We start from the raw sequence: 24,249 nt of genomic DNA, 5'->3' as shown, positions 1-24,249 counted from the left end.
ATGATTGACATGGAAAAAATACTTAGCTTACACCAAGACGAACAGACAGCACTCATCACGATTCAACACCCACCTGCAAATGCCTTATCTTCTCAGCTTCTCACTGAACTCAATGACATGTTTGATCAGCTTGAACAAAACAGTGAAGTGAGAGCTATTGTCATTCATGGAGAAGGTAGATTTTTCTCAGCAGGTGCTGATATTAAAGAATTTACGACCTTGCAGGAAGAGTCTGATTATGCCAGCCTTGCAGACAGAGGACAGCAAGTGTTTGAACGAATTGAACAATGTCCAAAGCCGGTGATTGCTTCCATTCACGGGGCAGCATTAGGCGGCGGGCTTGAGTTGGCGATGTCGTGTGATATTCGAATCGCAACAAAAGATGCAAAGCTGGGACTGCCGGAATTAAATCTCGGTATTATCCCAGGATTCGGCGGAACGCAGCGCCTGCCTCGCTATGTTGGATCAGCTAAAGCACTTGAAATGATGGGGACAGCTGAGCCGATTACAGGAGAAGAAGCATTTGCTTGCGGACTTGTTTCAAAACTTGCGGAAACAGAAGAAGAAGCGCTGGAATCAGCCAAAACATTGGCTGCGAAATTTGCAGCGAAAAGCCCTAAAACGCTTGAGTATGTGCTTGAGTTATTGAATGCGACAAAAGTGTACTCATATGATGGCGGAATGAAGCTGGAAGCCAAAAAGTTTGCTGAGGTGTTCCAGTCGAATGATGCCAAAGAAGGCATCCAAGCTTTTATCGAAAAGCGCAAACCGAATTTTAAAGGGGAATAAGGGATTAGTACGACACAAGGGGGAGAAATGAATGAATATTTTTGTTTTAATGAAGCGTACGTTTGACACGGAAGAGAAAATCTCTATTCAGTCTGGTGCTATTCAAGAAGATGGGGCAGAGTTCATTATTAATCCTTATGATGAGTACGCAATTGAAGAAGCGATTCAGCTTCGGGATGAGCACGGGGGAGAAGTAACGGTCGTGACAGTTGGCAATGAAGATGCGGAGAAGCAGCTTAGAACAGCACTTGCAATGGGCTGCGATCAAGCCGTTTTATTAAATGTTGAAGATGATTTGGAGGAGTGGGATCAGTTTTCCGCTTCTACGATTCTATATCACTATTTCAAAGATAAAGAAGCTTCCTTAATTTTAGCAGGGAATGTAGCGATTGACGGCGGGTCTGGACAGGTGGCCCCGCGTCTTGCTGAATTACTCGGCTTTCCATATGTCACAACCATTACAAGTATTCAAATCGACGGCGACACTGCTTCAATTGAGCGAGATGCAGAGGGGGATGTGGAAGTGATTTCTGCCGAGCTCCCGCTAGTGGTCACCGCGCAGCAAGGTCTCAATGAGCCTCGTTATCCATCGTTACCAGGCATCATGAAGGCAAAGAAAAAGCCTTTAGAAGAATTAGAATTAGACGATCTAGATCTAGATCTAGATGAAGACGATGTGCCATATAAAATCAAAACCATTGAACGTTTTTTACCGGAGAAAAAAGAGGGTGGCAAGGTGCTGAGCGGCGAGCTTCAGGATCAGGTCAAGGAACTGACAGACCTGCTAAGAAATGAAGCAAAAGTCATCTAAACATCCACTTTACGATATCACGAGAACAAGGGGGAGCTTAAAGGATGAGTAAAAAAGTTGTTGTACTTGGAGAAAGTCGTGACGGTAAATTAAGAAATGTGACTTTTGAAGCGATTGCTGCCGCTCACGAGGTGGCTGATGGCGGTGAAGTGATTGGCGTTTTAATAGGGGATCACGTCAAAGACCAAGCGGATGAACTGCTTTATTATGGAGCGGATCATGTGATGATCGTTGAGCACCCGCATCTTTCTTATTATACGTCTGATGGTTTTGCGCAGGCGCTTCAAGCAATATTAGATCAAGTCAATCCTGATGCAGTGCTGTTCGGTCATACATCGATCGGAAAAGACTTGTCACCAAAAATAGCTGCACGCCTGCAAACAGGCTTAATTTCAGATGCAATAGATGTAAGCGTTACCGGTGAACATCTTGTTTTCACTAGACCGATTTATTCAGGAAAAGCTTTTGAAAAAGTCATTTCAACAGATCGTCTGCTTTTGGCTACTATCCGTCCAAACAACGTGGCACCGCTGGAGCGTGATGCGTCACGCAGCGGAGAAGTGACGCCAGTTTCTGTCGATATTCAAAATCTAAGAACGATCGTGAAGGAAGTCATTAAAAAAACATCAGAAGGTGTAGATTTATCTGAAGCGAAGGTCATTGTCGCAGGAGGCAGGGGGGTCAAGAGCAAAGAAGGCTTTGAACCGCTGAAAGAACTTGCCCAAACGCTTGGCGCAGCAGTCGGTGCCTCGCGTGGTGCATGTGACGCTGACTACTGCGATTATGCCCTGCAAATTGGTCAAACCGGTAAAGTGGTCACACCTGACCTTTACATTGCCTGCGGGATTTCAGGAGCTATTCAGCATTTAGCCGGTATGTCCAACAGTAAAGTCATTGTTGCGATCAACAAAGACCCAGAAGCTGAAATCTTCAAAATTGCCGATTACGGAATTGTCGGTGACTTATTCGAAGTCGTTCCGCTTTTAAATGAAGAGTTAAAAAAGATGAATATCCATTCTTAACGCTCATACACTCAGAATGCCTAGGTATTCTGGGTTTTTTTGTATGTCATCACGAAACAAAGGAGCGGTTTACAAGTGAATGGGACAGTAAAAGTGAATGAAGTGATTGGACGCATTTCTAAACACATCTATGGACACTTTCAAGAGCATTTAGGAAGAGGAATTTATGACGGCATTTGGGTAGGGAAAGAATCATCGATTGACCATATTGAGGGGATTCGTACCGATGTACTAAAGGCACTTCAAGCCTTACATATCCCGGTGCTGAGGTGGCCGGGCGGCTGTTTTGCAGACGAGTATCATTGGGCAAACGGCGTCGGTGATCTGAGTGAACGAAAGCCGATGGTGAATACTCATTGGGGTGGCACCGTTGAATCAAATGCGTTTGGTACACATGAATTTATGAGACTGTGTGAATTACTTGAATGTGAGCCTTATATTTGTGGAAACGTTGGAAGCGGCTCTGTTCAAGAATTAGCAGAATGGATTGAATATATCACATTTCCTAAAGGGACACCTATGTCGGATTGGCGGATTCAAAATGGAAAACAAGAACCGTGGGAGCTGACGTATGTTGGTGTAGGCAATGAAAGCTGGGGATGTGGTGGAAATATGACGCCAGAGTATTATGCAGACTTATATAAACGCTACCAAACGTATGTGAGAGAGTTTGCTGGTCAGCGCATTTACAAAATCGCATGTGGTGCGAATTCAAATGATGTGAATTGGACAAAAGTGTTAATGGAGCTTGCAGCGCCATGGATGGATGGGCTCAGTTTGCATTACTATACGGTCCCAGGAACATGGGAGAAGAAAGGGTCAGCGACTGATTTTGATGAGGATGAGTGGTTTACAACGCTGAAAAAGGCGTCTGAAATGGAGCGGCTTGTTGTAGATCACGGAGAGATCATGGATCGTTATGACCCAGACAAGCGAATCGGGATGATTATTGATGAATGGGGGACATGGTATGATCCAGAACCGGGGACAAATCCAGGGTTTTTGTATCAGCAAAACACATTAAGAGATGCTCTAGTCTGTGCCTTGCATTTTCATATTTTTCATCGCCATTGCCAGCGGATTCATATGGCGAATATTGCCCAGACCGTCAATGTGCTGCAAGCGATGGTGTTAACGCAGGACGAAAAGATGCTCCTGACACCTACCTATCACGTATTTCATATGTTTCAAGTGCATCAAGAAGAAGAAGCGCTTGAAGTAGAATTGAATGTCCCTTCATATGAACGCCGGGGTGAAAAAATCCCTCAAGTCAGTGTGTCAGCCTCGCGGTCATCTGACAAGATGCATATTAGTTTATGTCATGTGAATCCCCATGAAAAAGCAGACGTATCTCTAGCGATAGAGGGAATCGATGCAAAAACGAAGGTCACTGGCCGTGTGCTGACTGCTGATCGGATGAATGCGCACAACACGTTCGATGATCCTCATTCCGTTCAGCCTGCGGACTTTCGGCAATTTGCTGTTAAGCACGGCGAGCTGACTATTGATCTGCCGCCTATGTCGGTTGTAATGTTGACCGTCGATCTGGCTTGATCGCATATTTCAATGTTTGATGAGAAGAATGTTGGGGCATCATACATTGTAAATGAAGCGGAAAGGGAGTCATGTCATATGCTTAGAACCATTCTGATGATCATCGGTGCGATTGTTGTTATTGGTGCGATCATACGGTTTGTTTTTTAATTCATTTCATAAAAAATGATTCGTAAGCATTTCATTCGCAAGTCACATTGGTAGATGCTATACTAAAAAGCATAATTTACATTGGAGGAATGAATAATGGCAATCGTAAAAGCTACTGACGCAACATTTTCACAAGAAACTGCAGAAGGTGTTGTTCTTGCAGACTTTTGGGCACCTTGGTGCGGACCTTGTAAAATGATTGCTCCAGTTCTTGAAGAACTTGATCAAGAAATGGGCGATAAAATGAAAATTGTAAAAATTGATGTGGATGATAACCAAGAAACTGCTGGTAAATACGGCGTTATGAGTATCCCAACACTTCTTGTTTTAAAAGACGGTGAAGTCGTCGAAACGTCTGTTGGTTTCAAACCAAAAGAAGCATTAGCTGAGCTTGTAAACAAACATCTATAAACCGATCGATGCCCGCGTGGCATGATCTCAAAAGCGGTTCTCGTATAGTCGAGAGCCGCTTTTCTTTCATCGTGGTATAAAACAAATGTTCGTGATACACTAGAAGGAGTGAAAGAGGAAAACAAGGACGGATGAAAATATGAACAAATTGATCAAAGAAAAGCTGTCAGTCTTACCTGATCAACCAGGCTGTTACTTAATGAAAGATAGACAAAATACGATCATTTATGTGGGAAAGGCAAAGGTATTAAAAAATAGGGTCCGCTCTTATTTTACAGGATCTCATGATGCCAAAACGCAGCGGCTTGTCAGTGAAATCGAAGACTTTGAATACATTGTCACCTCTTCAAATATTGAGGCACTTATTTTAGAGCTGAATTTAATCAAAAAATATGACCCGAAATACAATGTCATGCTCAAGGATGACAAAACGTATCCTTTTATTAAAATTACGAATGAACGTCATCCTAAGCTGATTGTCACCCGCAATGTGAAAAAGGATAAAGGGAAATACTTCGGTCCATATCCAAATGTACAAGCAGCAAGAGAAACGAAAAAGCTGCTCGACCGTTTATATCCACTTAGAAAATGTGCGACACTCCCTGACCGAGTCTGTCTTTATTATCATCTTGGACAATGTCTTGCTCCGTGTGTGTATGACATTTCTGAAGAAACGAATAAACAGCTCGTCGACGAAATCACAAGATTTCTAAACGGAGGACATCAGCAAATCAAGAAAGAATTAACAGAGAAGATGCAAGAAGCGGCCGAACAATTAGAGTTTGAGCGGGCAAAAGAACTGAGAGATCAAATCGCATATATTGACTCAACGATGGAAAAGCAAAAGATGACGATGAGTGACTTATCTGATCGTGATGTGTTTGCCTATGCTTATGATAAGGGCTGGATGTGTGTCCAAGTCTTCTTCATCAGACAGGGGAAATTAATCGAACGTGATGTCAGCCTATTTCCGATGTATCAAGACCCTGAGGAAGAATTTCTCACGTTTATGGGGCAGTTTTATGAAAAAAACAACCACTTTCTGCCGAAAGAAATTTTGGTGCCGGACAGCGTCGATCAAGAGATGATTGAGCAATTGCTTGAAACGAATGTTCATCAGCCGAAAAAAGGAAAGAAGAAGGATTTGCTTTTACTCGCCCACCAAAACGCCAAAATCGCTCTCAAAGAAAAGTTCTCGCTTATAGAGCGTGATGAAGAACGGACAATTGGTGCAGTGGAGCAGCTTGGCGATGCACTCAATATTTATATGCCATACCGGATTGAGGCGTTTGATAACTCCAATATCCAAGGAGCAGACCCCGTATCCGCTATGGTTGTCTTCCAAGACGGGAAGCCGTATAAAAAAGAGTACCGAAAATACAAAATTAAAACCGTTGAGGGGCCCGATGATTATGCTTCCATGCGTGAAGTCATTAGAAGGCGGTATACCCGGGTGTTAAAGGATGAACTGCCGCTTCCTGACTTGATTTTAATCGACGGAGGAAAAGGACAAATCAACGCAGCCATAGATGTGCTCGAAAATGAATTAAATCTGTCTGTTCCTGTGGCAGGTCTAGTGAAAGATGAAAAACACAGGACATCGAATCTTATGATGGGTGATACGCTTGAAATTGTTGCGCTCGAACGGAATAGTCAGGCCTTTTATTTATTGCAGCGTATTCAAGATGAAGTGCACCGATTTGCGATTAGTTTTCACCGGCAGCTGCGCGGGAAGAATGCATTCCAGTCTATTCTAGACGATGTCCCAGGTATCGGGGAAAAGCGCAAAAAGCAGTTACTTAAACATTTTGGCTCTGTGAAAAAGATGAAAGAAGCCTCTATCCAGGATTTTCAGGACGCTGGTATTCCGAAACAAACGGCTGAACTTTTAATGGAGGCATTAAAAAAATAGATTGTACTTTTTCCAAAAGTCTGTTAAGATGTGACTAATTTAATAAATGAACGTGTTGTTTGTTGAAGATAGAGGTGCGAACTTCAAGAGTAAGCCTTCAGAGATCGAGGGGATCTAGGAAGAGGGCTGAAAGGGGAGCGTCGCCGAAGTGAATAAAATCCACTCATTTTATTCGCTGGCTGTACATTGAAGAAATGTAGGGCTGTCAAGAATTCATTTCTTGGAGGGCTATCTCATTGTTTGCATCGTTGATGATGATTTTAAAGCAATGGGAGATTTGTTCTCTCATTGCTTTTTTATTTGCAGTGAACAGAGCAGTCTCCGCAGCCTCTTCTCTCACACGTGATCTTTTGAAAAAGGGTGGTAGACATGGGACTAATTGTACAAAAATTTGGTGGAACATCTGTTGGATCGACAGAAAAAATTCGCAATGTCGCAGAGAGAGTCATCGCTGAACGCGAGGCAGGAAATGATGTGGTCGTGGTTGTGTCTGCGATGGGCAAATCAACGGATGTTCTAGTAGACCTAGCGAAAGAACTCACAGATGATCCAAGCAAAAGAGAAATGGATATGCTACTGACAACTGGTGAGCAGGTGACCATTTCATTATTAGCGATGGCGCTCCAAGCAAAAGGTTATGATGCCATTTCCTTTACAGGCTGGCAAGCTGGGGTGAAAACAGAGAAGGTGCACGGAAATGCAAGAATCGTGGACATCGATGAAGCAAGAATCCAAGAAGAACTGAGTACGGGAAAAGTCGTCGTTGTAGCAGGTTTCCAAGGAATTGCGGATGATCTACATATTACAACACTTGGGCGTGGTGGATCAGATACGACAGCAGTGGCACTAGCTGCGGCACTCAAAGCGGACAAATGTGATATTTATACGGACGTACCAGGTGTGTTTACAACAGATCCTCGTTATGTACCGTCTGCGCGAAAACTTGCAGGAATTTCATACGATGAAATGCTTGAGTTAGCCAATTTAGGAGCAGGTGTGCTGCATCCGAGAGCGGTCGAATTTGCGAAAAATTATCAAATCCCACTAGAAGTCCGTTCTAGTATTGAAAATGAATCGGGTACGTTAATTGAGGAGGAATCATCCATGGAACAAAATTTAGTTGTAAGAGGCATTGCATTTGAAGATCAGATGACACGCGTGACGGTATGCGGCCTTTCAAGCGGTTTAACAACGCTATCGACTATTTTTACGACACTTGCAAAGCAAAATATCAATGTCGATATCATCATTCAGTCTGTCACAAGCACCAATCAGACCTCCATCTCTTTCTCTGTGAAAACGGATGATTTGTCTAAAACAGTTGAAGTATTAGAAGAATACAAAGGTGCGCTTGGTTATGAGCAGATTGAGACAGAAAGCAAATTAGCCAAAGTATCCATCGTGGGTTCTGGTATGGTTTCAAACCCAGGCGTTGCGGCTGAAATGTTCGCTGTGTTAGCTCAAAAAGACATTCAAGTGAAAATGGTCAGTACGTCTGAGATCAAAGTCTCAACAGTCGTTGATCGTGAAGATATGGTGAAAGCGGTAGAAGCCCTTCATGATGCGTTTGAATTATCAAAGGTGAGCGCCGCTGCTCATTCTTAAACAACAAAAGAGGTGTACCCATTGTAGCGGGTACACCTCTTTTTTATTGTGCTGTTGGAATGGCAACCCAGTGATCTTTTGATATTTCTACTAACTCTGCATTCTGTAAATGATAAGGATCTTCGTCCATCTGTTCTGCCGAAACGAACCTTTCCTTCTTTGCTTCCACTTTAGGATCAGGTATAGGGATAGCTGAAAGTAACGATTTTGTGTAGGGGTGCTGCGGATTGTTGTAAAGCTCCTCACTTTCGGCTAATTCAACAATTTTACCAGCATACATCACAGCCACTCGGTCACTAATATGTTTCACCATCGACAAATCGTGTGCAATGAATAAATAAGTCAACCCAAGCTTTTTCTGAAGATCCTCTAATAAGCGTACGATTTGCGCTTGGATAGAAACATCAAGTGCAGACAGAGGTTCATCACATACAATCAATTGTGGTTCGACGGCAAGCGCCCTTGCGATTCCAATTCTCTGGCGCTGTCCTCCGGAGAATTCATGAGGGTACCGATCGGCATGTGACGGCTTGAGGCCAACCATCTCAAGCAGTGCTTCCACCCTTTTTCTTCTTTCGGTGTTGTTTGTGCTTAACCTGTGGAGATCAAGCGCCTGTCCGATAATATCCAGCACTTTAAAGCGAGGATTTAGAGATGAATAAGGGTCTTGAAAAATCATCTGCATATGCCGCCGCATCGTTTTCATTTCTTTTTTCGACAGACGGTGGACTGGAATGCCTTGAAATAAGATATCTCCATCTGTTGGTTCGTTTAAGCGCAGGATCGCTCGACCAGTGGTTGATTTCCCTGAACCTGATTCGCCAACAAGCCCCAGTGTCTCTCCGCGTTTAATCAAAAAATCAATCTGATCAACCGCTTTTAGCACATGCCCTTTACCGATTTGAAAGTGCTGAGATAATGATTTAACTTTCAGTAAAGGCGGATGATGTTTGATATGTATGGCATCAAAATCTTTCTTGTTTTTTTTCTTTTCATGTAAACGAGGCAAAGAATTGAGAAGCTGTTTTGTATATTCATGCTGAGGGTTTTCAAACAATTCTTCTGTTGTATTGGATTCGACAATTTTTCCTTCTTTCATCACAACCACTCGATCACACATTCCGGCAACAACGCCTAGGTCGTGTGTGATGAAAATAATCGATGTCCCAAATCGTTCTTGAATATCCTTCATCACATGTAAAATTTGGGCTTGTATCGTCACATCGAGTGCAGTTGTTGGTTCATCTGCGATAAGCAAGGCTGGCTGAGAGGCTAAAGCGATGGCAATGACGATCCGTTGACGCATACCGCCAGAAAATTCATGCGGATATTGCTGATAGCGCTCCTTACTATGCTGAATTCCTACAAGTTTCATCAGGTCAATGGCCTGTCGTTTGGCTTCTTCTTTTGAAAGCTTCTTGCGTTTGATCAAGCTTTCAGCGATTTGGGGGCCGATCCGTATCGTTGGATTGAGAGACGTCATAGGGTCTTGAAAAATCATGCCAATATCCCGCCCTCTTACAGCCTGCATTTCTTTTTCTGTTTTTGTTGTGAGTTCTTCCCCCTGAAAGGTGATGCTTCCTGATTTTAAAAAAGAAGGAGGTGATGGAAGGAGTTGTAAAATACTCCGGGCTGTTACGCTTTTCCCGCTTCCTGATTCCCCGACAATACCAAGTGTTTCTCCTTTGTTTACTTCAAAGCTAATGCCACGGACAGCTTCTAATTCGCCATCTCGTGTGTGAAAAGATATATGTAAATCCTTCACTGTTAGAAGAGGTGCTAAATCCTTCAATTTTTTCCACCACCTGTATGATATGGATATTGACTTTCAAATGAAGCTAGCATAAACTTTACTATACAGATCGGAATAATGCAATTAACTTTTTGGAACGAACATTCATGTGAAAGGGGGAACGATGGGTTGTCGAGAATGGTAGCTGTAAAACATGATGAGATTGGCGGCGTATCTCATCCATCCTGGGTTAGTCGAATATTTCAAGACATTCAATCGCGCCGCGCATATCAATTAGTGCTGTGGATTGTTGGTTTACCCGTGCATTTGTTTGTGTTTTTTTATTATTTACATAAGAGTAAACAAGATACATATATTCATGTATTAGAAGAAGTGAAGGCTCGTTTAGATGTTTCCGGTGTTAAAGAGAAAATGAGAGCGGATATTCAGCAGCAAGTGTTGAGGAAAAAAGAATTCTTCCATGAAAAAATAGATCCACATGAGATCGACAGCCTCACTCACCAGTGGACAGAAGAAGCCTTTCAAAAAACAGTGAAATTGAAGGTTGAGGAAGAGCTGAAAAAACAAGGTCAGTCGAAAGTCACGTTTCACACGGTTTTTGCTTCACTATTATCTAACCGGCTTTTTCTTATGGTGACATTGATTCCAGGCTTACCAATGTACATTCTGCTTTTTTTATACCGGCATGCATTCTTGAAATATGTTGTTGAACGGCTGCTTATGAGTGTATTGGTGATTATCGGTGTAGTCATTCTTGTCTTTACCATTCTCTATTTCTCTCCATTTGATCCAGCAGTAAATATTCTTGGAGAATCCGCAACAAAGGAGCAAATCGCAGCTTTTAATCACCTATATGGTCTAGATCAACCATATATCCAACAGCTTTGGAATGCTTTAAAAGGACTTTTCACATTTGATCTAGGAAAATCGTTTACCGGAAATGAAGAAGTGGCAACAAGCATAGCGAGTAAATTTCCTATCACGCTCACATTAGCTGTTTGGTCACTCGTCATGGCGATTGTGATTGCCATTCCAATAGGGGTTATTTCTGCAACAAGACCGTATTCATTTTTTGATTATTCGTTCATGTTTATCGCATTACTTGGGTTGTCTATTCCAAATTTTTGGCAAGGACTCATTTTCATTTTGAACTTTTCGATTAAATGGAAATGGCTTCCCGCCACGTATTCCCCAGAAAATTGGTTATCGTTACTCATGCCAGTCATTGTCCTTGGTACGGGGTTAACTGCCTCGATTGCTCGGATGACCAGGTCATCTATGCTCGAAGTTATTCATGAAGATTACATGATTACAGCAAAAGCAAAGGGGCTAAGTCAGCAGTATATTCTATGGCGACATGGAATTGGCAATGCCATGATTCCGATTATTACCGTCATTGGACTGCTTTTCGGCGGCATGCTTGGAGGAGCGGCTGTTACAGAAAAGGTATTCAACATTAGTGGGATTGGAAGCTATATTGTTGATAAGCAGTTTATTCCTGATATTCCGAGTATTTTGGGAGGGGTTGTATATGTGGCGATTACCATCTCCGTCGTGAATGTCATCATTGATATTTTATATGCATTTTTTGATCCTCGTATTAGATCAAAGATGAAACAATATTGAAGTAGGTGTAGGAATGTCAGCAACGATGAAGTCGATTCATTCTCATGAGCAGCATCACGTGAAAAAGAGGTCTATCGAGTATATTGGCGCAAAATTCACATCTGTTGCATCAATTGTCATGACCATTCTTTTCTTTATAAATAGCGTTGATATTGCGAATCAAACCGTGAAGCCACTGATGTTCAGTGTATCTTTTATTTACCTTTTCTTTTCGCTTATTCAAGTCAGTATTACATGGAAAATGAAGAATGATCTAGAAAAGACAGGTGTAATTCAAACCTTCACGAGGCGTCTAGGTTATGTGCAGCTGTTGAGTCTTTTGGCCGGTCATCTCATCATCACCGTTTTTGCCTTTAGTCTCATAAAAGAAAGAAAATCTCTGGCATATATATTTGCTTTTTACATGCTGATCAATCATATCGTGATCATGGCTTTGTCCGCTCTTAATTTATTCAAACCCTATGTAACGGATTCCTTTCCACTTGCTATGCTGATTCTGCTTGTCATCGGTCTCTTTTATACGGCAGTATTTGTGTTTGTCATCAAGCAGGAGGATAGAAAGGTATCACCGGTAGCAGGAACATATTTTGCTATTGCCCTTGTGTTTTCATCTGTGATGGGCAACGTATTTGCTCTTCTTCTTGCGATACAGCTTGCGGTGAAAACAGGACATATCAAAAAATATCGTTTTGAAAAATGGCGTTCCATCTGGGAGAAAATAACGAGAAACCAAGCAGCGATGCTAGGACTGTTGTTCATTGTTTTTGTTTTTTCTCTGTCAATGTGGAGTGTGTTTACCTTCGATTATGACTTGGCGGTTGAAAATCAATATGGTGCTATTTTGCAAACACCAAGTCTTGCTTATCCACTTGGAACTGATCAATTTGGCCGTGATGTATTTTCGCAAATTGTCTTTGGGGCAAGAATTTCCTTACTCGTTGGCTGCATTTCAACCCTTATTCCAGCTGTCATTGGAGGTTTTTTGGGGGCGATTGCAGGATACTACACGCCAAAAATAGATCATGTCATTATGCGGCTGCTGGATGTTCTTTATGCCATCCCTGGCATATTGCTGGCGATCGCGATCATTGCAGCATTTGGAGCCAATATTGTGAACTTGATCATTGCTCTTAGTGTAGGAGCGATTCCGACCTATGCCAGAACAATGCGTGCCAATGTCATGATGATTTCTAATCTCGAATATGTTCACTCAGCCCGTGCATTAGGTGCTAGTGATTGGTCTATTATTTTTAAAGAAATTGTCCCTAATGCACTCGCGCCGATGATTGTGAAAGCCACTTTGACAATTGGGTCGGCAGTGATTGCGACAAGTAGTTTGAGTTACTTGGGCCTTGGCGTTGAACCTCATATTCCGGAATGGGGAAATATATTAAAAGCGGGGAGTACCTATCTAGAATCTCATGCCTATCTAGCAATTTTTCCAGGGCTCGCCATTATCATGCTTGTCTTATCATTTAACTTTTTAGGTGACGCATTACGGGATGCGTTAGATCCAAAATTAGATGAAATGTAAAAACACAAGGGGGAAATATTATGAAAAAAAGTGTATTACCATTGCTCATCATATTGCTTCTCGTATTAGCAGGCTGTGTCAATACGAAGTCAAGTGTAGGAAATGAAGAAGGTAGTCAAGCGTCGAAAGAAACCATTGAATTACTTGGAATGAGTAGCAGTGAAGATGACCTGAATATTGTTCGAGATCAATTGGTCAAGAGTGGATTTAAAGTAAAACTCAATATTCAGCCTGATTATGGCAGCTATACAGCTCAAAAGGATGCCGGGAATTATGACATTGTTCTTTCGAGTTGGACGACTGTGACGGGGAACCCTGATTATGCGGTTCGTGGCCTGTTTAAAACCGGTGCTGATAACAGCATCATGTCAGATAAACAAATCGATCAATTGATTGACAAAGCAGCAACAGAAACGCCTGTCGAATACATTCAAACGTATCAAGAATTAGAAAAGCGTCTCGTCTTTGATAAGGCCTATATTGCGCCGCTTTACAATTCATTGAAAGCTCAAGGTGTGAACAAAGGTGTGATCAATGAGAAGACCGTTCGTCTAGCTAAATCTCGGGCAGTTGCATGGGAATCAATTGATTTTAACGATTCATCCAAAAGAAATAAAGATCCGCTCATCACGCAGCAGGCACTGGCTTCCCTTACATCGCTTGATCCGATCAAAGGCAATGATGGATCAATTAATACACTGAATACAAATATGTATGTAAGACTTGTGAATTTGACAGATGATGATAAAGTCACATCAAAAGGTTCACTTTCTTGGAATCATGCCGCAGCAAAAGATAAAACACATTATTACTTCTTATTAAGAGACGATATCCGTTTTGCAAAGGTGGAGAATAAAAAAGCGATGGATTCGGGTGAACGCGTAGGTGCAGATGATGTGGTTTTTTCGCTGAACAGAGCGAAGGATAAAAACGCAGTACCAGACCATCGTACATACTCATTGCATGAGCATATTCAAAGCGCAGAGGTTGTTACCGATCTATCTGAACTGAAAGCAACATCTGGTAATGGCGGTACGATCAAAGAAGAATTAGAAAAAGATGTGCAACAGAAGGTGCAAAAGCTCGTGAAAGATAAAGAAGATGCAGACAATCAAGCAGGTGCGTATCAAGTGGTCAAGATCACGACAACAGAGCCATTCCCGCAAGTATTAAATTATTTAGCCCATCAATCAGCAGGAATTGTTTCTAAGAAACAGATAGAGCGTGTAAACACATATGATATGGATGCCTTTGATCCAGCAAAGGATATCCCATATGGTGATCAGCGTACAATCACGGAAGGAAAAATGTATAACAATCAATTGTTTGCGAGTGGTCCATACATTTTATCGTATAAAAACGATTATGAAGCCGTTTTTTATAAAAACCCTGCATATATGAAAGGCACAGAGAACGAGCCAAACATTTCTCAAGTCACCGTTCGATTTATTGAAAATCCTGATAGTGCACTGTCTGCACTTCGAAATGGTGAAATTCATATTTTTAATGGTATTCCTGAAACAAAATATGATGTGGTCGAGAAAGACAGCAAGCTCGCCTTGCAAAAAAATCAGAGCAATGCGGTTGCTTATCTATTATTTAACACATCTAAACGCGAAGTGGCAAAAAGTGAAGAATTACGAAAAGCCATCCTTTACTCAATCAATCAAGAGGAATTCGTCAACTTCTATCAAGGTCATAAAAACAAGGCTTCATCCACAGTCAGTCCGCTTGTCGAAACAAAAAATGAGTTAAAGCCAGACGCAGAAAAGGTGAAGGGATACTTAACGACATATCAAAAAAGTAAAAAATGAACAAGGAGCATCTACTCCGAATGGGGGTAGATGTTTTTCTGATGAAAGGAAATCCAGCTTCTGTGTGTATGCTATGATAGAAGGGTATATAAAAAAGGCGTGACACGAAGTCCTCGCCTTTCATAAGCAGTGTTAGCTAGGGTCTCTTAAATCCCATTTAACGGTTAAAATGACTTTATCAGCACGCTTTTTTACTTGTTCATAGGATTCAGCCACGTGCTCATTGAGAAGCTGAATCTGTTCAGCGATAAAACCTGCTTCCATTTGAAAGCATGGCTCCTTTTGATAGCTGAGTCGATTCGATACAAGTGGACCTTCGAGCTCAAACTCAATTTCCTGTTTTTTAGAATGGACCATCGTGAGAGTTCCCCATCCGGCATCATGGAAAAATTCGGGGATCTTTTCCCATGACTCTTGAGGAAATTTACGAGCAAGCAGTTTACCCGCAAAATACATCATAGATGAATGATCCTGACCAAGAATGTCAGGCAGCAGAACTTCGCGTATCAGCTCGTAGGCAAATCCATTGACTTCAATTTCTTTTAGCTGTTCTAAGTTAGATTCGAATTTATTCATTGTATGGCTCCCCTCTTTCAACAATTTATTATAGCTTATGTGGGCATATGATGACAGAGTTTTCCCTGAAGTCTAAGAAATTCTTATTGTAGTAAAACGAATTTTGATTTAAAACTTTTAAATTTCGGAAAATTTTAATTTATGTACGCGGTTTCTTGACGCTTTTTTGACATAGGAGTAAAATGAAATTGTCAATAAATTTGAATAAAGTGCTTACAATTGAAAGAAGCGGGGGTAAGACAATTTTCAAGCAATTGCACTTTTTTTACTAGGGGGTAAAGTAATGTCGGGGAACAAAGAATTTTTTTATCGGAGATTGCATTCTTTGCTTGGCGTCATTCCGGTCGGTCTATTTTTAGTACAGCACTTAGTGATTAACCACTTTGCGACGAATGGACCAGAGGCGTTTAACAAAGCTGCACACTTTATGGAACAGCTTCCATTCAGATATGCACTTGAGCTGTTCGTGATTTTCTTACCACTGATCTATCATGCTGTTTATGGGGTGTACATAGCCTTTACGGCACAAAACAACACGTCTCGCTTCAGTTACTTAAGAAACTGGTTGTTCAGACTGCAACGGATTACAGGTATCATCACATTGATTTTTGTCACTTGGCACGTATGGGAAACACGCATACAAGCGCAGCTTGGAGCTGAAGTAAACTATGACATGATGGCGAATATTTTAAGCTCTCCATTTATGCTAGGTTTCTATATTGTCGGCGTTTTATCTACTATTTTCCACTTTGCTAATGGCTTGTGGTCATTTGCTGTCAGCTGGGGAATTACAGTTTCACCACGCTCACAAAGAATCTCCACATATGTGACATTAGGTATATTTATAGCGCTTTCATATGTAGGGCTAAGAGCAATTTTCGCTTTTGTTTAAGAGGAAATAGATTAGTAGAAGAGGGAGAGGGGCTACAATGAGTAATTCTAGCATCATCGTTGTCGGAGGCGGCTTAGCTGGTCTCATGGCAACTATCAAAGCAGCAGAAGCGGGAACAGCTGTTAAACTATTTTCAATCGTACCTGTGAAACGTTCGCATTCTGTTTGTGCACAGGGCGGAATTAACGGAGCGGTCAATACAAAAGGTGAAGGAGATTCACCTTATGAGCATTTTGATGACACGGTATATGGCGGAGACTTTTTAGCTAACCAGCCGCCAGTAAAGGCAATGTGTGAAGCAGCGCCGTCCATTATCCACTTACTTGATCGTATGGGTGTAATGTTTAACAGAACACCAGAAGGATTACTGGACTTCCGCCGTTTCGGGGGAACACAGCACCACCGTACAGCATTTGCTGGTGCGACAACAGGTCAGCAGTTATTATACGCACTAGATGAGCAGGTTCGCCGCTATGAAGTAGCGGGGCTTGTGACGAAATATGAAGGCTGGGAATTCCTTGGCGCTGTCTTAGATGACGAGGAAGTATGCCGAGGCATTGTCGCACAGAACTTGACGACAATGGAAATCGAATCCTTCCGTTCAGATGCTGTCATCATGGCAACTGGCGGTCCTGGCATCGTATTTGGTAAATCAACGAACTCTATGATTAATACCGGATCAGCTGCATCGATCGTTTATCAGCAAGGTGCTCATTATGCTAATGGAGAATTCATTCAAATTCACCCAACAGCGATCCCAGGAGATGACAAGCTGCGTCTCATGAGTGAATCAGCTCGTGGTGAAGGTGGACGTGTTTGGACATATAAAGACGGAAAACCTTGGTACTTCCTTGAAGAAAAGTACCCAGCATACGGGAACCTTGTACCGCGTGACATTGCAACGCGTGAAATTTTCGACGTATGTGTTGAGCAAAAGCTTGGGATCAACGGAGAGAACATGGTATACCTTGATCTTTCTCACAAAGATCCGAAAGAGCTAGATATTAAGCTTGGCGGAATCATTGAAATCTATGAGAAATTCATGGGTGATGACCCGCGTAAGCTTCCGATGAAAATTTTCCCGGCTGTTCATTATTCAATGGGCGGATTATGGGTTGATTATGATCAAATGACGAATATCAAGGGCTTGTTTGCTGCCGGAGAATGTGATTACTCTATGCACGGCGGAAACAGACTTGGTGCAAACTCATTGCTTTCTGCGATTTACGGCGGAATGGTTGCTGGACCAAATGCTGTGAAATACATTAGCGGTCTTGAAAAGTCTGCAGAAGATTTATCATCTGCAACATTCGACAGTGCCGTGAAGAAAGAGCAGGAGAAATGGGACAACATCCTTAGCATGGATGGCACAGAAAATGCATATGTGCTTCATAAAGAGCTTGGAGAATGGATGACGGATAACGTTACAGTGGTTCGTTACAACGAGAAGCTCTTAAAAACAGACCAGAAGATCGAAGAACTAATGGAGCGCTATAAGCATATTAACATCAACGATACAGCTTCATGGAGCAACCAAGGCGCTGCCTTCACGCGTCAGCTTGACAACATGCTTCAGCTGGCACGCGTGATTACGATTGGGGCTTACAACCGGAATGAAAGCCGAGGCGCACACTATAAACCGGAATTCCCAGAAAGAAACGATGAAGAATTCCTAAAAACAACGATGGCTACGTTCAAAGGGAAAAACCAAAAACCTGCATTCCACTATGAGGACGTCGATGTATCGTTAATTGCACCTCGTAAACGAGATTACTCGAAGAAAAAGGTGGAGAAATAAGATGAGTGAAAAAAACACGATTCAATTTATTATCACACGTCAAGATACAGCAGATGGCAAGCCTTATGATGAGGAATTCGAAATCCCTTACCGTCCGAATATGAACGTCATTTCTGCACTCATGGAAATCAGACGTAACCCGGTCAATAAAAAAGGTGAAAAAACAACGGCGATCAACTGGGACATGAACTGTCTTGAAGAAGTATGTGGCGCTTGTTCCATGGTCATTAATGGAAAGCCTCGCCAGTCATGTACAGCACTGATTGATCAGTTAGATCAGCCGATCCGTCTTCAGCCGATGAAAACTTTCCCGGTTGTGAGAGACTTGCAGGTTGATCGAAGCCGTATGTTCAATTCATTGAAAAAAGTCAAAGCATGGGTGCCAATCGATGGCACATATGATCTTGGACCTGGACCAAGAATGCCTGAGAAAAAGCGTCAATGGGCGTATGAGCTTTCAAAGTGTATGACATGTGGTGTCTGCCTTGAAGCTTGTCCAAACGTAAATGATAAGTCTTCCTTTATGGGCCCTGCACCGCTTTCACAAGTTCGTCTATTTAACGCACATCCGACAGGTGCAATGAATAAGTCTGACCGCTTAGAAGAAATTATGGGTGACGGTGGTCTTGCAAACTGCGGGAACTCTCAAAACTGTGTGCAGGCTTGTCCGAAAGGAATCCCGCTCACAACATCAATTGCAGCACTTAACCGAGATACAACTTTACAAGCTTTCCGTAACTTCTTCGGAAGCGATCACGCAGAATAACATCACATTCAGTCCTCCTTGCCAATCATGATGAGTGTTTACAAGAGGCTGGATGCAAAACATAACAAACGCCTCTTCCAATACGGGAGAGGCGTTTTGTTTGCGAATAAGGAGTGGATCAAATGAGGCTGCCGTCATATATTGAAGAGCCGTTTGAAGAGTGGAGGGCATCGTTTCGTTTTTATGTGGAAACAACCGTCCGTTTTTCAGAAACGGATATGTTTGGTCACATGAACAATGTCACCCCGTTTGTGTATTTTGAAGAGGCACGGATTGCCTTCTTTCAAAAAACGGGAATTGTAGATAAACGAATGAAGCGAGCGAGAGAGACGATTACGGTCGTGGCAAACCTTCAATGTGATTACATTAAGCAAGTGGAAATCGGTGAGAGGCTGCGTGTGTATGTAAAGCCAGAAAAGGTTGGATCAAGCTCTCTCATCCTTCATTATTTAGGAGAAAATGAACAGCAAGAACCGTGTTTTACAGGCTCAGTCACGATGGTGCAAATAAGTAAAGACACCGGTGCCCCTGTACCGTTTACAGAAGAGGAAAAAGAGACTTTTCAGGCCCAGCGACATTAAAGAATCACGGGTGAATGCTTCATTTTGTTATAATAAAAGAATCATAATGAAGAAGAAACAAAAGGAGATCACATGAAGATTTTTCAATACGACACCATTGATAGTACAAATAATGAAGCGAAAAGGCTTATTCAGCAAGGAGAAACCCCTTCATTTGCTGTATATGCCCGGCAGCAGACAGCGGGAAGAGGCAGGCTTGGCAGACCGTGGGAAACGCCTACAGGGAATGTGGCTGTCACGATGACAGTAAAACCGCCAGTAGATATCTCCACCCTATCAACGATTGCCCCGCTGACTGCACTCGCCATTTATGATGTACTCAAACCACTCATGAGAGCAGAGGATCAACTGGCAATCAAATGGCCAAATGATCTATTGATTAATGAAGCGAAAGTATCTGGCACATTAATTGAAGCAGACCGCAGCGCCATTTACATCGGTGTGGGCATCAATGTAGAGACAAAGCCCGAGCACGTTCCGTATAAAACCGTTTGCCTATCAGAACTGACTGAGGTGAAAGCGGACCAGCTAGTGAAAGATTTGGCAGCGGCCTTTGAAAAATACCATGCACGCTGGCAAATGGAAGGATTTGAAGCCCTCATAGCCCTCTATAACAAACGATTATATCGGCTGAATCAACCGCTTCGTATTTCATTAGATCGTGAAAAGCAAACATGGCAGGAAGGGATTTGCTGTGGTGTGAACCGTTATGGTCATATTCAGTTAAAAGATGATCAAGGACATATAAAAGCCCATTCAGCAGGAGATATTGATGCACCGCCCAAGTAGACAATTTCTTGTTCGATGAGTGTGTAGACAAACCGTTGCATTCGGTGTTAGAACGGAGTTGCTTTAAGATCTTCAAACTGAAAAAAAGACAAAGAGCTAAAATCAGTTCATTTTAGCTCTTTGTCGACATGATGACGTCTCATTTATGCTTCTCTTTTTATTTGAGGTTGAACCATGTAGTCTTTTTTTGTAAAGACCACTCCATCTAGGATTTCTCTTGCGGTTCGAATGACTTTCACTCTGTTTTGTGAGATATCAATTTCAGTTTGCATAATACCAGCAGGATGACCAATTCGAAGTGTATCATCTTGACCTTGAAAAAGCTGTGCCGGAAGCGTTTGATCCATGAAACAGCTGGCTGACACACAGACAGATCCGGTAATGGCAAGTGCTTGGTGCGGTCTTTGCATCGATAACATCCGAACGATGATGTCCATATCTGCTGCTCTTCTCAATATTCCATTTGTATCTACATAATCAGCAGGCTCGCTGATGATCGCAAGCTTTGGAACAGCTGGAGACTGTAATGTGGCCAGTTCTTTTGGTGCAAAGTGGCACATTTCAGCAGCGATGGAACGAATCTCTTCTAAATCATCCAGCAATTCGTCTGTAAACTCCTCAGGCAATTCAGTTCCTTTTAATTGAATATCTTTGGCACGGACAAAGGCGATTGGATTTGCAATGTCAACGATTGAGATCGGAATCTCTCCAAACTTTGTCTGGATCGTATCCATTTTGTTTCCAGTCGGAAAGGTTTTACCTGTGACAGCGCCTTCAGGTTTCTCAAAGGATAAATAAATGGGAGAACCTGTTCCTTTCACTCCTGGAATTTCTGCCTGTCCTTCAAATTTTACTTCTCCGTTCTCGACTTCTACCTCTGCCACAATGATTTTATTCGTGTTGGTATTCAGAATACGTACTGTTGTGACAGGCTCAACTGCTTGGACAAGTCCTTTAATGATGGCATACGGCCCAACTGCTGATGAGATATTCCCACAGTTTCCTTTAAAGTCGACAAATCTTTCATTGATGCTGACTTGTGCAAACGTATAGTTCACATCCACATCTGGACGAGTGGCTTTGTCGATAATGGCCACCTTGCTTGTTAAAGAATTGCCGCCCCCGATTCCATCAACCTGTAGCCGGTCAGGGCTGCCCATAATGTCTAATAGAAATGCTTCGAGCTCATCGTGTTCATATGGTGCATCATTGGCTTGAATGAAGACCCCTTTGCTTGTACCGCCTCGCATGATTGTGATTGGAACTTTTCTCATTGCTCTCACCCTCAATTGTTTAGTTACTATTTATCTAATCAAAATGGTAAAGTATAATAAGAAATAAGTTAAATACATTATTTTAAGATAAACTGATAAAATATTTTTATAACAAGGTCAAAAGGAGGGCACACAATGGATGAGAAAGACTGGCGGTTTTTAAAGGTGTTATATGAAGAGAAGAACATCACAAAAGCGGCAGAAAAATTATTTGTCTCGCAGCCTGCCTTAAGTTATCGATTGAAACAGCTTGAAGAGGAATTTGACATGAAGCTTTTCTTTAAAAGAAAACGAGGCATTGAATTTACATCAGAGGGCGAATACTTGGCTAAATACGCAAATGACATGCTCAAGCAGCTCCAGCAAACGAAAGATGGCATGCTCAATATGCAAAAAAAGGTCAAAGGAACGATCCGACTAGGGGTGTCGAGTAACTTTGCTCAATATAAACTGCCGGAAATTTTAAGAGAGTTTTCTAAGCAGTATCCACATGTTCAATTTATGGTGAACACAGGATGGAGCACAAAAGTCATGGATTTATTAGGGACATCAAGTGTACATTTAGGGATTTTAAGAGGAGATTACGACTGGAATGGAGAGCGATTTTTGCTTGATAAAGAACGCCTTTGTATCATTTCAAAATCAGAAATACAGCTAAAGGACCTACCAAAACTGCCGCTCATTGACTATCACACGGATAGTTCATTAAAACGATTGATTAACAGATGGTGGCAGGAGACGTTCACGATGCCTCCGCTTGTGACAATGGAGACAGACAGGCAAGATACATCAAAAGAGATGGTGAAGCATGGTTTAGGTTATGCCATTGTCCCGGAAATTTGCCTCAGACCAAGTGATGAGCTATTTGTAAAAGGTCTTTCGTATAAAGATGGACAGCCTGTTTTAAGAGATACATGGCTCATGTACCAGCCAGATTCCCTTCATTTGTCTGTTGTGAAAGCATTCATTGAGTTTTTAAGAAGTCAGCAAGGCTAATTATAAAAAAAATTTATTGAATAGACGAAAAAATCGATATTTTCATTATAAAAAAAGCTATTATATCCTTGAAATAGAAAGCGCTAACATTTCGGGCCGCAAGTGCAAAAGGGGCGCTTGTGGATCGTGTAAAGAAGAGGATGGAGGGATATGAAGTGCTAGCTATTTTAGGGATCTTGATGGTCGTGACTTTTACATTTCTTATTATGACAAAACGTATGCATCCGGTGGTGGCTCTCACCGTTGTGCCAATCATCTTTGCATTAATCGGTGGATTTTACAGCGGATTAGGGGACATGATGCTTGATGGACTCAAGACCGTTGCACCATCTGCTGCTTTATTGTTATTTGCCATCTTATTTTTCGGTGTCATGCTGGATGCTGGATTGTTTGACCCATTGATCAAACTGATTTTACGTCTTGTGAAAGGCGATCCGGTCAAAATTGCTTTTGGGGTAGCGATTTTGTCTATGCTTGTTGCATTAGATGGTGATGGGACCACAACGTACATGATTACCGTATCAGCTATGCTTCCACTTTTCTTAAGAATTGGGATGAACCCACTGATTTTAGGGACGATTTCATTATTATCACTAGGCATTATGAGTGGAATGACGCCTTGGGGCGGTCCAGCTACTCGTGCGATTGCTGCACTTGGTTTAGATGCAGCGGAATTCTTCATTCCATTACTCCCGACGATGATAGGGGGCGGTCTTTTTATCCTTTTTACAGCGTATGTTCTTGGAAAAAAAGAACGGAAGCGCATTGGGGTAGCCGAGATTCAGTATAAAGAAGAGGTCTCGATCTCTCCTGAATTGGCGGCATCAATTGAAGATGGCGTAGCTGATATGAAGAGACCAAACTTGATTTGGGTCAACTTCTTCCTGACGATTGCTGTCATGGTCACACTTGTATTGGATATCGTACCGATTCCTGTACTCTTTCTCATTGGCTTTGTCATTGCGCTTATGATCAACTATCCAAAAGTTGAAGATCAGCGTGAGCGGATTTTATCGCATGCAGGAAATGCCTTAACGGTCATTACCCTTGTGTTTGCAGCAGGAATTTTCACAGGCATTTTTTCGGGAACAAAAATGGTGGAGTCCATTGCTAACTTGGTCATTTACATGATTCCAGATTCATACAGCTCATTTTTTCCACTCATTGTCGCTTTGACGAGTATGCCATTTACATTTGTTCTTTCAAATGATGCTTATTATTTCGGGGTGCTGCCAATCTTAGCTGAAGCCGGCGCAGCTTACGGAATTGATCCAGTGGAAATTGCGCGCGCCTCTATTATCGGACAGCCTGTCCATTTACTGAGTCCGCTTGTCGCTTCCACATTACTGCTTGTGAGTATGCTGAATAAAGATATTGGTGATTTGCAAAAGTACGCACTGCTATGGACCGTACTCACAGCCCTGTTTACAACACTTATTGCTCTTTTAACAGGAGCCATTTCGATATTTTAAAAGCTTGTTTGATAAAGGACGATGTCTCTATAGGGGACTCGTCCTTTTTTGTGCGGTTTGAAGGGGAGGAAATTGGACGCTGATCTGCGGGAATTCTCGATTTTAACGTCACCTACCTCAAGTA

At 42.1% G+C, this 24,249-nt stretch carries 20 protein-coding genes and 1 riboswitch; of the genes, 17 read left to right on the top strand and 3 right to left on the bottom strand.

Features of this window, described 5'->3' with window-relative positions; translation table 11 throughout:
- Positions 1–9 precede the first annotated feature (9 nt).
- The 7 genes from NSQ52_RS13405 (at position 10) to NSQ52_RS13375 (ending at position 8,254) form a co-directional block, all read left to right on the top strand.
- Positions 10–789 (top strand): enoyl-CoA hydratase, encoded by a 780-nt coding sequence (locus tag NSQ52_RS13405; RefSeq protein WP_039964089.1) that lies wholly within the window; start codon positions 10–12, stop codon positions 787–789.
- Positions 790–820: 31 nt separating this feature from the next.
- Positions 821–1,600: an electron transfer flavoprotein subunit beta/FixA family protein gene (locus tag NSQ52_RS13400; RefSeq protein WP_342473452.1), complete on the top strand. Its 780-nt coding sequence runs from the start codon at positions 821–823 to the stop codon at positions 1,598–1,600.
- A gap of 44 nt (positions 1,601–1,644) precedes the next feature.
- Positions 1,645–2,622 carry an electron transfer flavoprotein subunit alpha/FixB family protein gene (locus NSQ52_RS13395; protein WP_017358243.1) on the top strand — a complete coding sequence of 326 codons (978 nt, stop codon included), beginning with the start codon at positions 1,645–1,647 and terminating at the stop codon, positions 2,620–2,622.
- Between the two features lie 75 nt (positions 2,623–2,697).
- Positions 2,698–4,176, top strand: a complete 1,479-nt coding sequence (locus NSQ52_RS13390) for an alpha-N-arabinofuranosidase (protein WP_342473450.1) — start codon at positions 2,698–2,700, stop codon at positions 4,174–4,176.
- Between the two features lie 246 nt (positions 4,177–4,422).
- The gene (trxA, locus tag NSQ52_RS13385; protein ID WP_007501629.1) at positions 4,423–4,737 is read left to right on the top strand and encodes a thioredoxin; all 315 of its coding nucleotides are present in this window, start codon (positions 4,423–4,425) and stop codon (positions 4,735–4,737) included.
- Between the two features lie 139 nt (positions 4,738–4,876).
- On the top strand, positions 4,877–6,649 hold the full coding sequence (gene uvrC / locus NSQ52_RS13380) for an excinuclease ABC subunit UvrC (RefSeq protein WP_041506756.1): 1,773 nt from the start codon (positions 4,877–4,879) through the stop codon (positions 6,647–6,649).
- A 61-nt stretch (positions 6,650–6,710) separates the two neighbouring features.
- Positions 6,711–6,888: riboswitch (Lysine riboswitch) on the top strand.
- Positions 6,889–7,018: 130 nt separating this feature from the next.
- On the top strand, positions 7,019–8,254 hold the full coding sequence (locus NSQ52_RS13375; protein ID WP_342467521.1) for an aspartate kinase: 1,236 nt from the start codon (positions 7,019–7,021) through the stop codon (positions 8,252–8,254).
- A 43-nt stretch (positions 8,255–8,297) separates the two neighbouring features.
- Here the strand turns inward: NSQ52_RS13375 and NSQ52_RS13370 are convergent, their stop codons facing one another.
- Positions 8,298–10,046 (bottom strand): ABC transporter ATP-binding protein, encoded by a 1,749-nt coding sequence (locus NSQ52_RS13370; protein ID WP_058336559.1) that lies wholly within the window; start codon positions 10,044–10,046, stop codon positions 8,298–8,300.
- A 129-nt stretch (positions 10,047–10,175) separates the two neighbouring features.
- On the opposite strand from NSQ52_RS13370, the gene NSQ52_RS13365 reads away from it, so the two are divergent.
- Genes NSQ52_RS13365 through NSQ52_RS13355 form a run of 3 tightly spaced genes read left to right on the top strand, consistent with a single transcriptional unit; the run spans position 10,176 to position 14,981 of the window.
- Positions 10,176–11,633 carry an ABC transporter permease gene (locus tag NSQ52_RS13365; protein WP_186365918.1) on the top strand — a complete coding sequence of 486 codons (1,458 nt, stop codon included), beginning with the start codon at positions 10,176–10,178 and terminating at the stop codon, positions 11,631–11,633.
- Positions 11,634–11,646: 13 nt separating this feature from the next.
- Positions 11,647–13,167: an ABC transporter permease gene (locus tag NSQ52_RS13360; protein ID WP_342473449.1), complete on the top strand. Its 1,521-nt coding sequence runs from the start codon at positions 11,647–11,649 to the stop codon at positions 13,165–13,167.
- A gap of 20 nt (positions 13,168–13,187) precedes the next feature.
- Positions 13,188–14,981: an ABC transporter substrate-binding protein gene (locus tag NSQ52_RS13355; protein WP_096881713.1), complete on the top strand. Its 1,794-nt coding sequence runs from the start codon at positions 13,188–13,190 to the stop codon at positions 14,979–14,981.
- A gap of 132 nt (positions 14,982–15,113) precedes the next feature.
- On the opposite strand, the gene NSQ52_RS13350 is transcribed toward NSQ52_RS13355, so the two are convergent.
- Positions 15,114–15,557, bottom strand: coding sequence for a YslB family protein (locus tag NSQ52_RS13350; RefSeq protein WP_008345974.1), 444 nt, complete (start codon positions 15,555–15,557; stop codon positions 15,114–15,116).
- Between the two features lie 283 nt (positions 15,558–15,840).
- On the opposite strand from NSQ52_RS13350, the gene NSQ52_RS13345 reads away from it, so the two are divergent.
- From NSQ52_RS13345 to NSQ52_RS13325, 5 genes are all read left to right on the top strand, one after another.
- Positions 15,841–16,449 carry a succinate dehydrogenase cytochrome b558 subunit gene (locus NSQ52_RS13345; protein ID WP_007501622.1) on the top strand — a complete coding sequence of 203 codons (609 nt, stop codon included), beginning with the start codon at positions 15,841–15,843 and terminating at the stop codon, positions 16,447–16,449.
- Between the two features lie 37 nt (positions 16,450–16,486).
- A complete protein-coding gene (gene sdhA, locus NSQ52_RS13340) occupies positions 16,487–18,247 on the top strand; it encodes a succinate dehydrogenase flavoprotein subunit (protein WP_008345971.1) in 1,761 nt (586 codons plus the stop codon).
- 1 nt (position 18,248) lies between these two features.
- Complete coding sequence (sdhB, locus tag NSQ52_RS13335; RefSeq protein WP_017358239.1) at positions 18,249–19,013, top strand: succinate dehydrogenase iron-sulfur subunit; 765 nt, start codon at positions 18,249–18,251, stop codon at positions 19,011–19,013.
- A gap of 122 nt (positions 19,014–19,135) precedes the next feature.
- Positions 19,136–19,594 carry a thioesterase family protein gene (locus NSQ52_RS13330; protein ID WP_007501614.1) on the top strand — a complete coding sequence of 153 codons (459 nt, stop codon included), beginning with the start codon at positions 19,136–19,138 and terminating at the stop codon, positions 19,592–19,594.
- A 72-nt stretch (positions 19,595–19,666) separates the two neighbouring features.
- Complete coding sequence (locus tag NSQ52_RS13325; RefSeq protein WP_342473446.1) at positions 19,667–20,383, top strand: biotin--[acetyl-CoA-carboxylase] ligase; 717 nt, start codon at positions 19,667–19,669, stop codon at positions 20,381–20,383.
- Positions 20,384–20,526: 143 nt separating this feature from the next.
- Here the strand turns inward: NSQ52_RS13325 and NSQ52_RS13320 are convergent, their stop codons facing one another.
- Entirely contained in the window at positions 20,527–21,657 is a 1,131-nt protein-coding gene (locus tag NSQ52_RS13320; RefSeq protein WP_017367811.1) for a PrpF domain-containing protein, read from the bottom strand.
- A 135-nt stretch (positions 21,658–21,792) separates the two neighbouring features.
- Between NSQ52_RS13320 and NSQ52_RS13315 the strand changes: the two genes are divergently transcribed.
- The gene (locus tag NSQ52_RS13315; protein WP_007501609.1) at positions 21,793–22,653 is read left to right on the top strand and encodes a LysR family transcriptional regulator; all 861 of its coding nucleotides are present in this window, start codon (positions 21,793–21,795) and stop codon (positions 22,651–22,653) included.
- 155 nt (positions 22,654–22,808) lie between these two features.
- Positions 22,809–24,125: a citrate:proton symporter gene (locus tag NSQ52_RS13310; RefSeq protein ID WP_017358236.1), complete on the top strand. Its 1,317-nt coding sequence runs from the start codon at positions 22,809–22,811 to the stop codon at positions 24,123–24,125.
- Positions 24,126–24,249 lie beyond the last annotated feature (124 nt).

The sequence above is a fragment of the Bacillus sp. FSL W8-1141 genome (assembly GCF_038593205.1).
Taxonomy (GTDB): domain Bacteria; phylum Bacillota; class Bacilli; order Bacillales; family Bacillaceae; genus Bacillus; species Bacillus altitudinis.
The sequence above is the reverse complement of the archived record's forward strand: the minus strand, read 5'-3'. Positions and strand labels throughout refer to the sequence as shown.

Coding starts and splice junctions, on each gene's coding strand:
- NSQ52_RS13330 (WP_007501614.1), top strand. CDS start 19,136: ATGAGGCTGCCGTCATATATTGAAGAGCCGTTTGAAGAGTGGAGGGCA.
- NSQ52_RS13355 (WP_096881713.1), top strand. CDS start 13,188: ATGAAAAAAAGTGTATTACCATTGCTCATCATATTGCTTCTCGTATTA.
- NSQ52_RS13315 (WP_007501609.1), top strand. CDS start 21,793: ATGGATGAGAAAGACTGGCGGTTTTTAAAGGTGTTATATGAAGAGAAG.
- NSQ52_RS13320 (WP_017367811.1), bottom strand. CDS start 21,657: ATGAGAAAAGTTCCAATCACAATCATGCGAGGCGGTACAAGCAAAGGG.
- trxA (WP_007501629.1), top strand. CDS start 4,423: ATGGCAATCGTAAAAGCTACTGACGCAACATTTTCACAAGAAACTGCA.
- sdhA (WP_008345971.1), top strand. CDS start 16,487: ATGAGTAATTCTAGCATCATCGTTGTCGGAGGCGGCTTAGCTGGTCTC.
- NSQ52_RS13350 (WP_008345974.1), bottom strand. CDS start 15,557: ATGAATAAATTCGAATCTAACTTAGAACAGCTAAAAGAAATTGAAGTC.
- NSQ52_RS13405 (WP_039964089.1), top strand. CDS start 10: ATGGAAAAAATACTTAGCTTACACCAAGACGAACAGACAGCACTCATC.
- NSQ52_RS13375 (WP_342467521.1), top strand. CDS start 7,019: ATGGGACTAATTGTACAAAAATTTGGTGGAACATCTGTTGGATCGACA.
- NSQ52_RS13360 (WP_342473449.1), top strand. CDS start 11,647: ATGTCAGCAACGATGAAGTCGATTCATTCTCATGAGCAGCATCACGTG.
- NSQ52_RS13395 (WP_017358243.1), top strand. CDS start 1,645: ATGAGTAAAAAAGTTGTTGTACTTGGAGAAAGTCGTGACGGTAAATTA.
- sdhB (WP_017358239.1), top strand. CDS start 18,249: ATGAGTGAAAAAAACACGATTCAATTTATTATCACACGTCAAGATACA.
- NSQ52_RS13345 (WP_007501622.1), top strand. CDS start 15,841: ATGTCGGGGAACAAAGAATTTTTTTATCGGAGATTGCATTCTTTGCTT.
- NSQ52_RS13400 (WP_342473452.1), top strand. CDS start 821: ATGAATATTTTTGTTTTAATGAAGCGTACGTTTGACACGGAAGAGAAA.
- NSQ52_RS13325 (WP_342473446.1), top strand. CDS start 19,667: ATGAAGATTTTTCAATACGACACCATTGATAGTACAAATAATGAAGCG.
- uvrC (WP_041506756.1), top strand. CDS start 4,877: ATGAACAAATTGATCAAAGAAAAGCTGTCAGTCTTACCTGATCAACCA.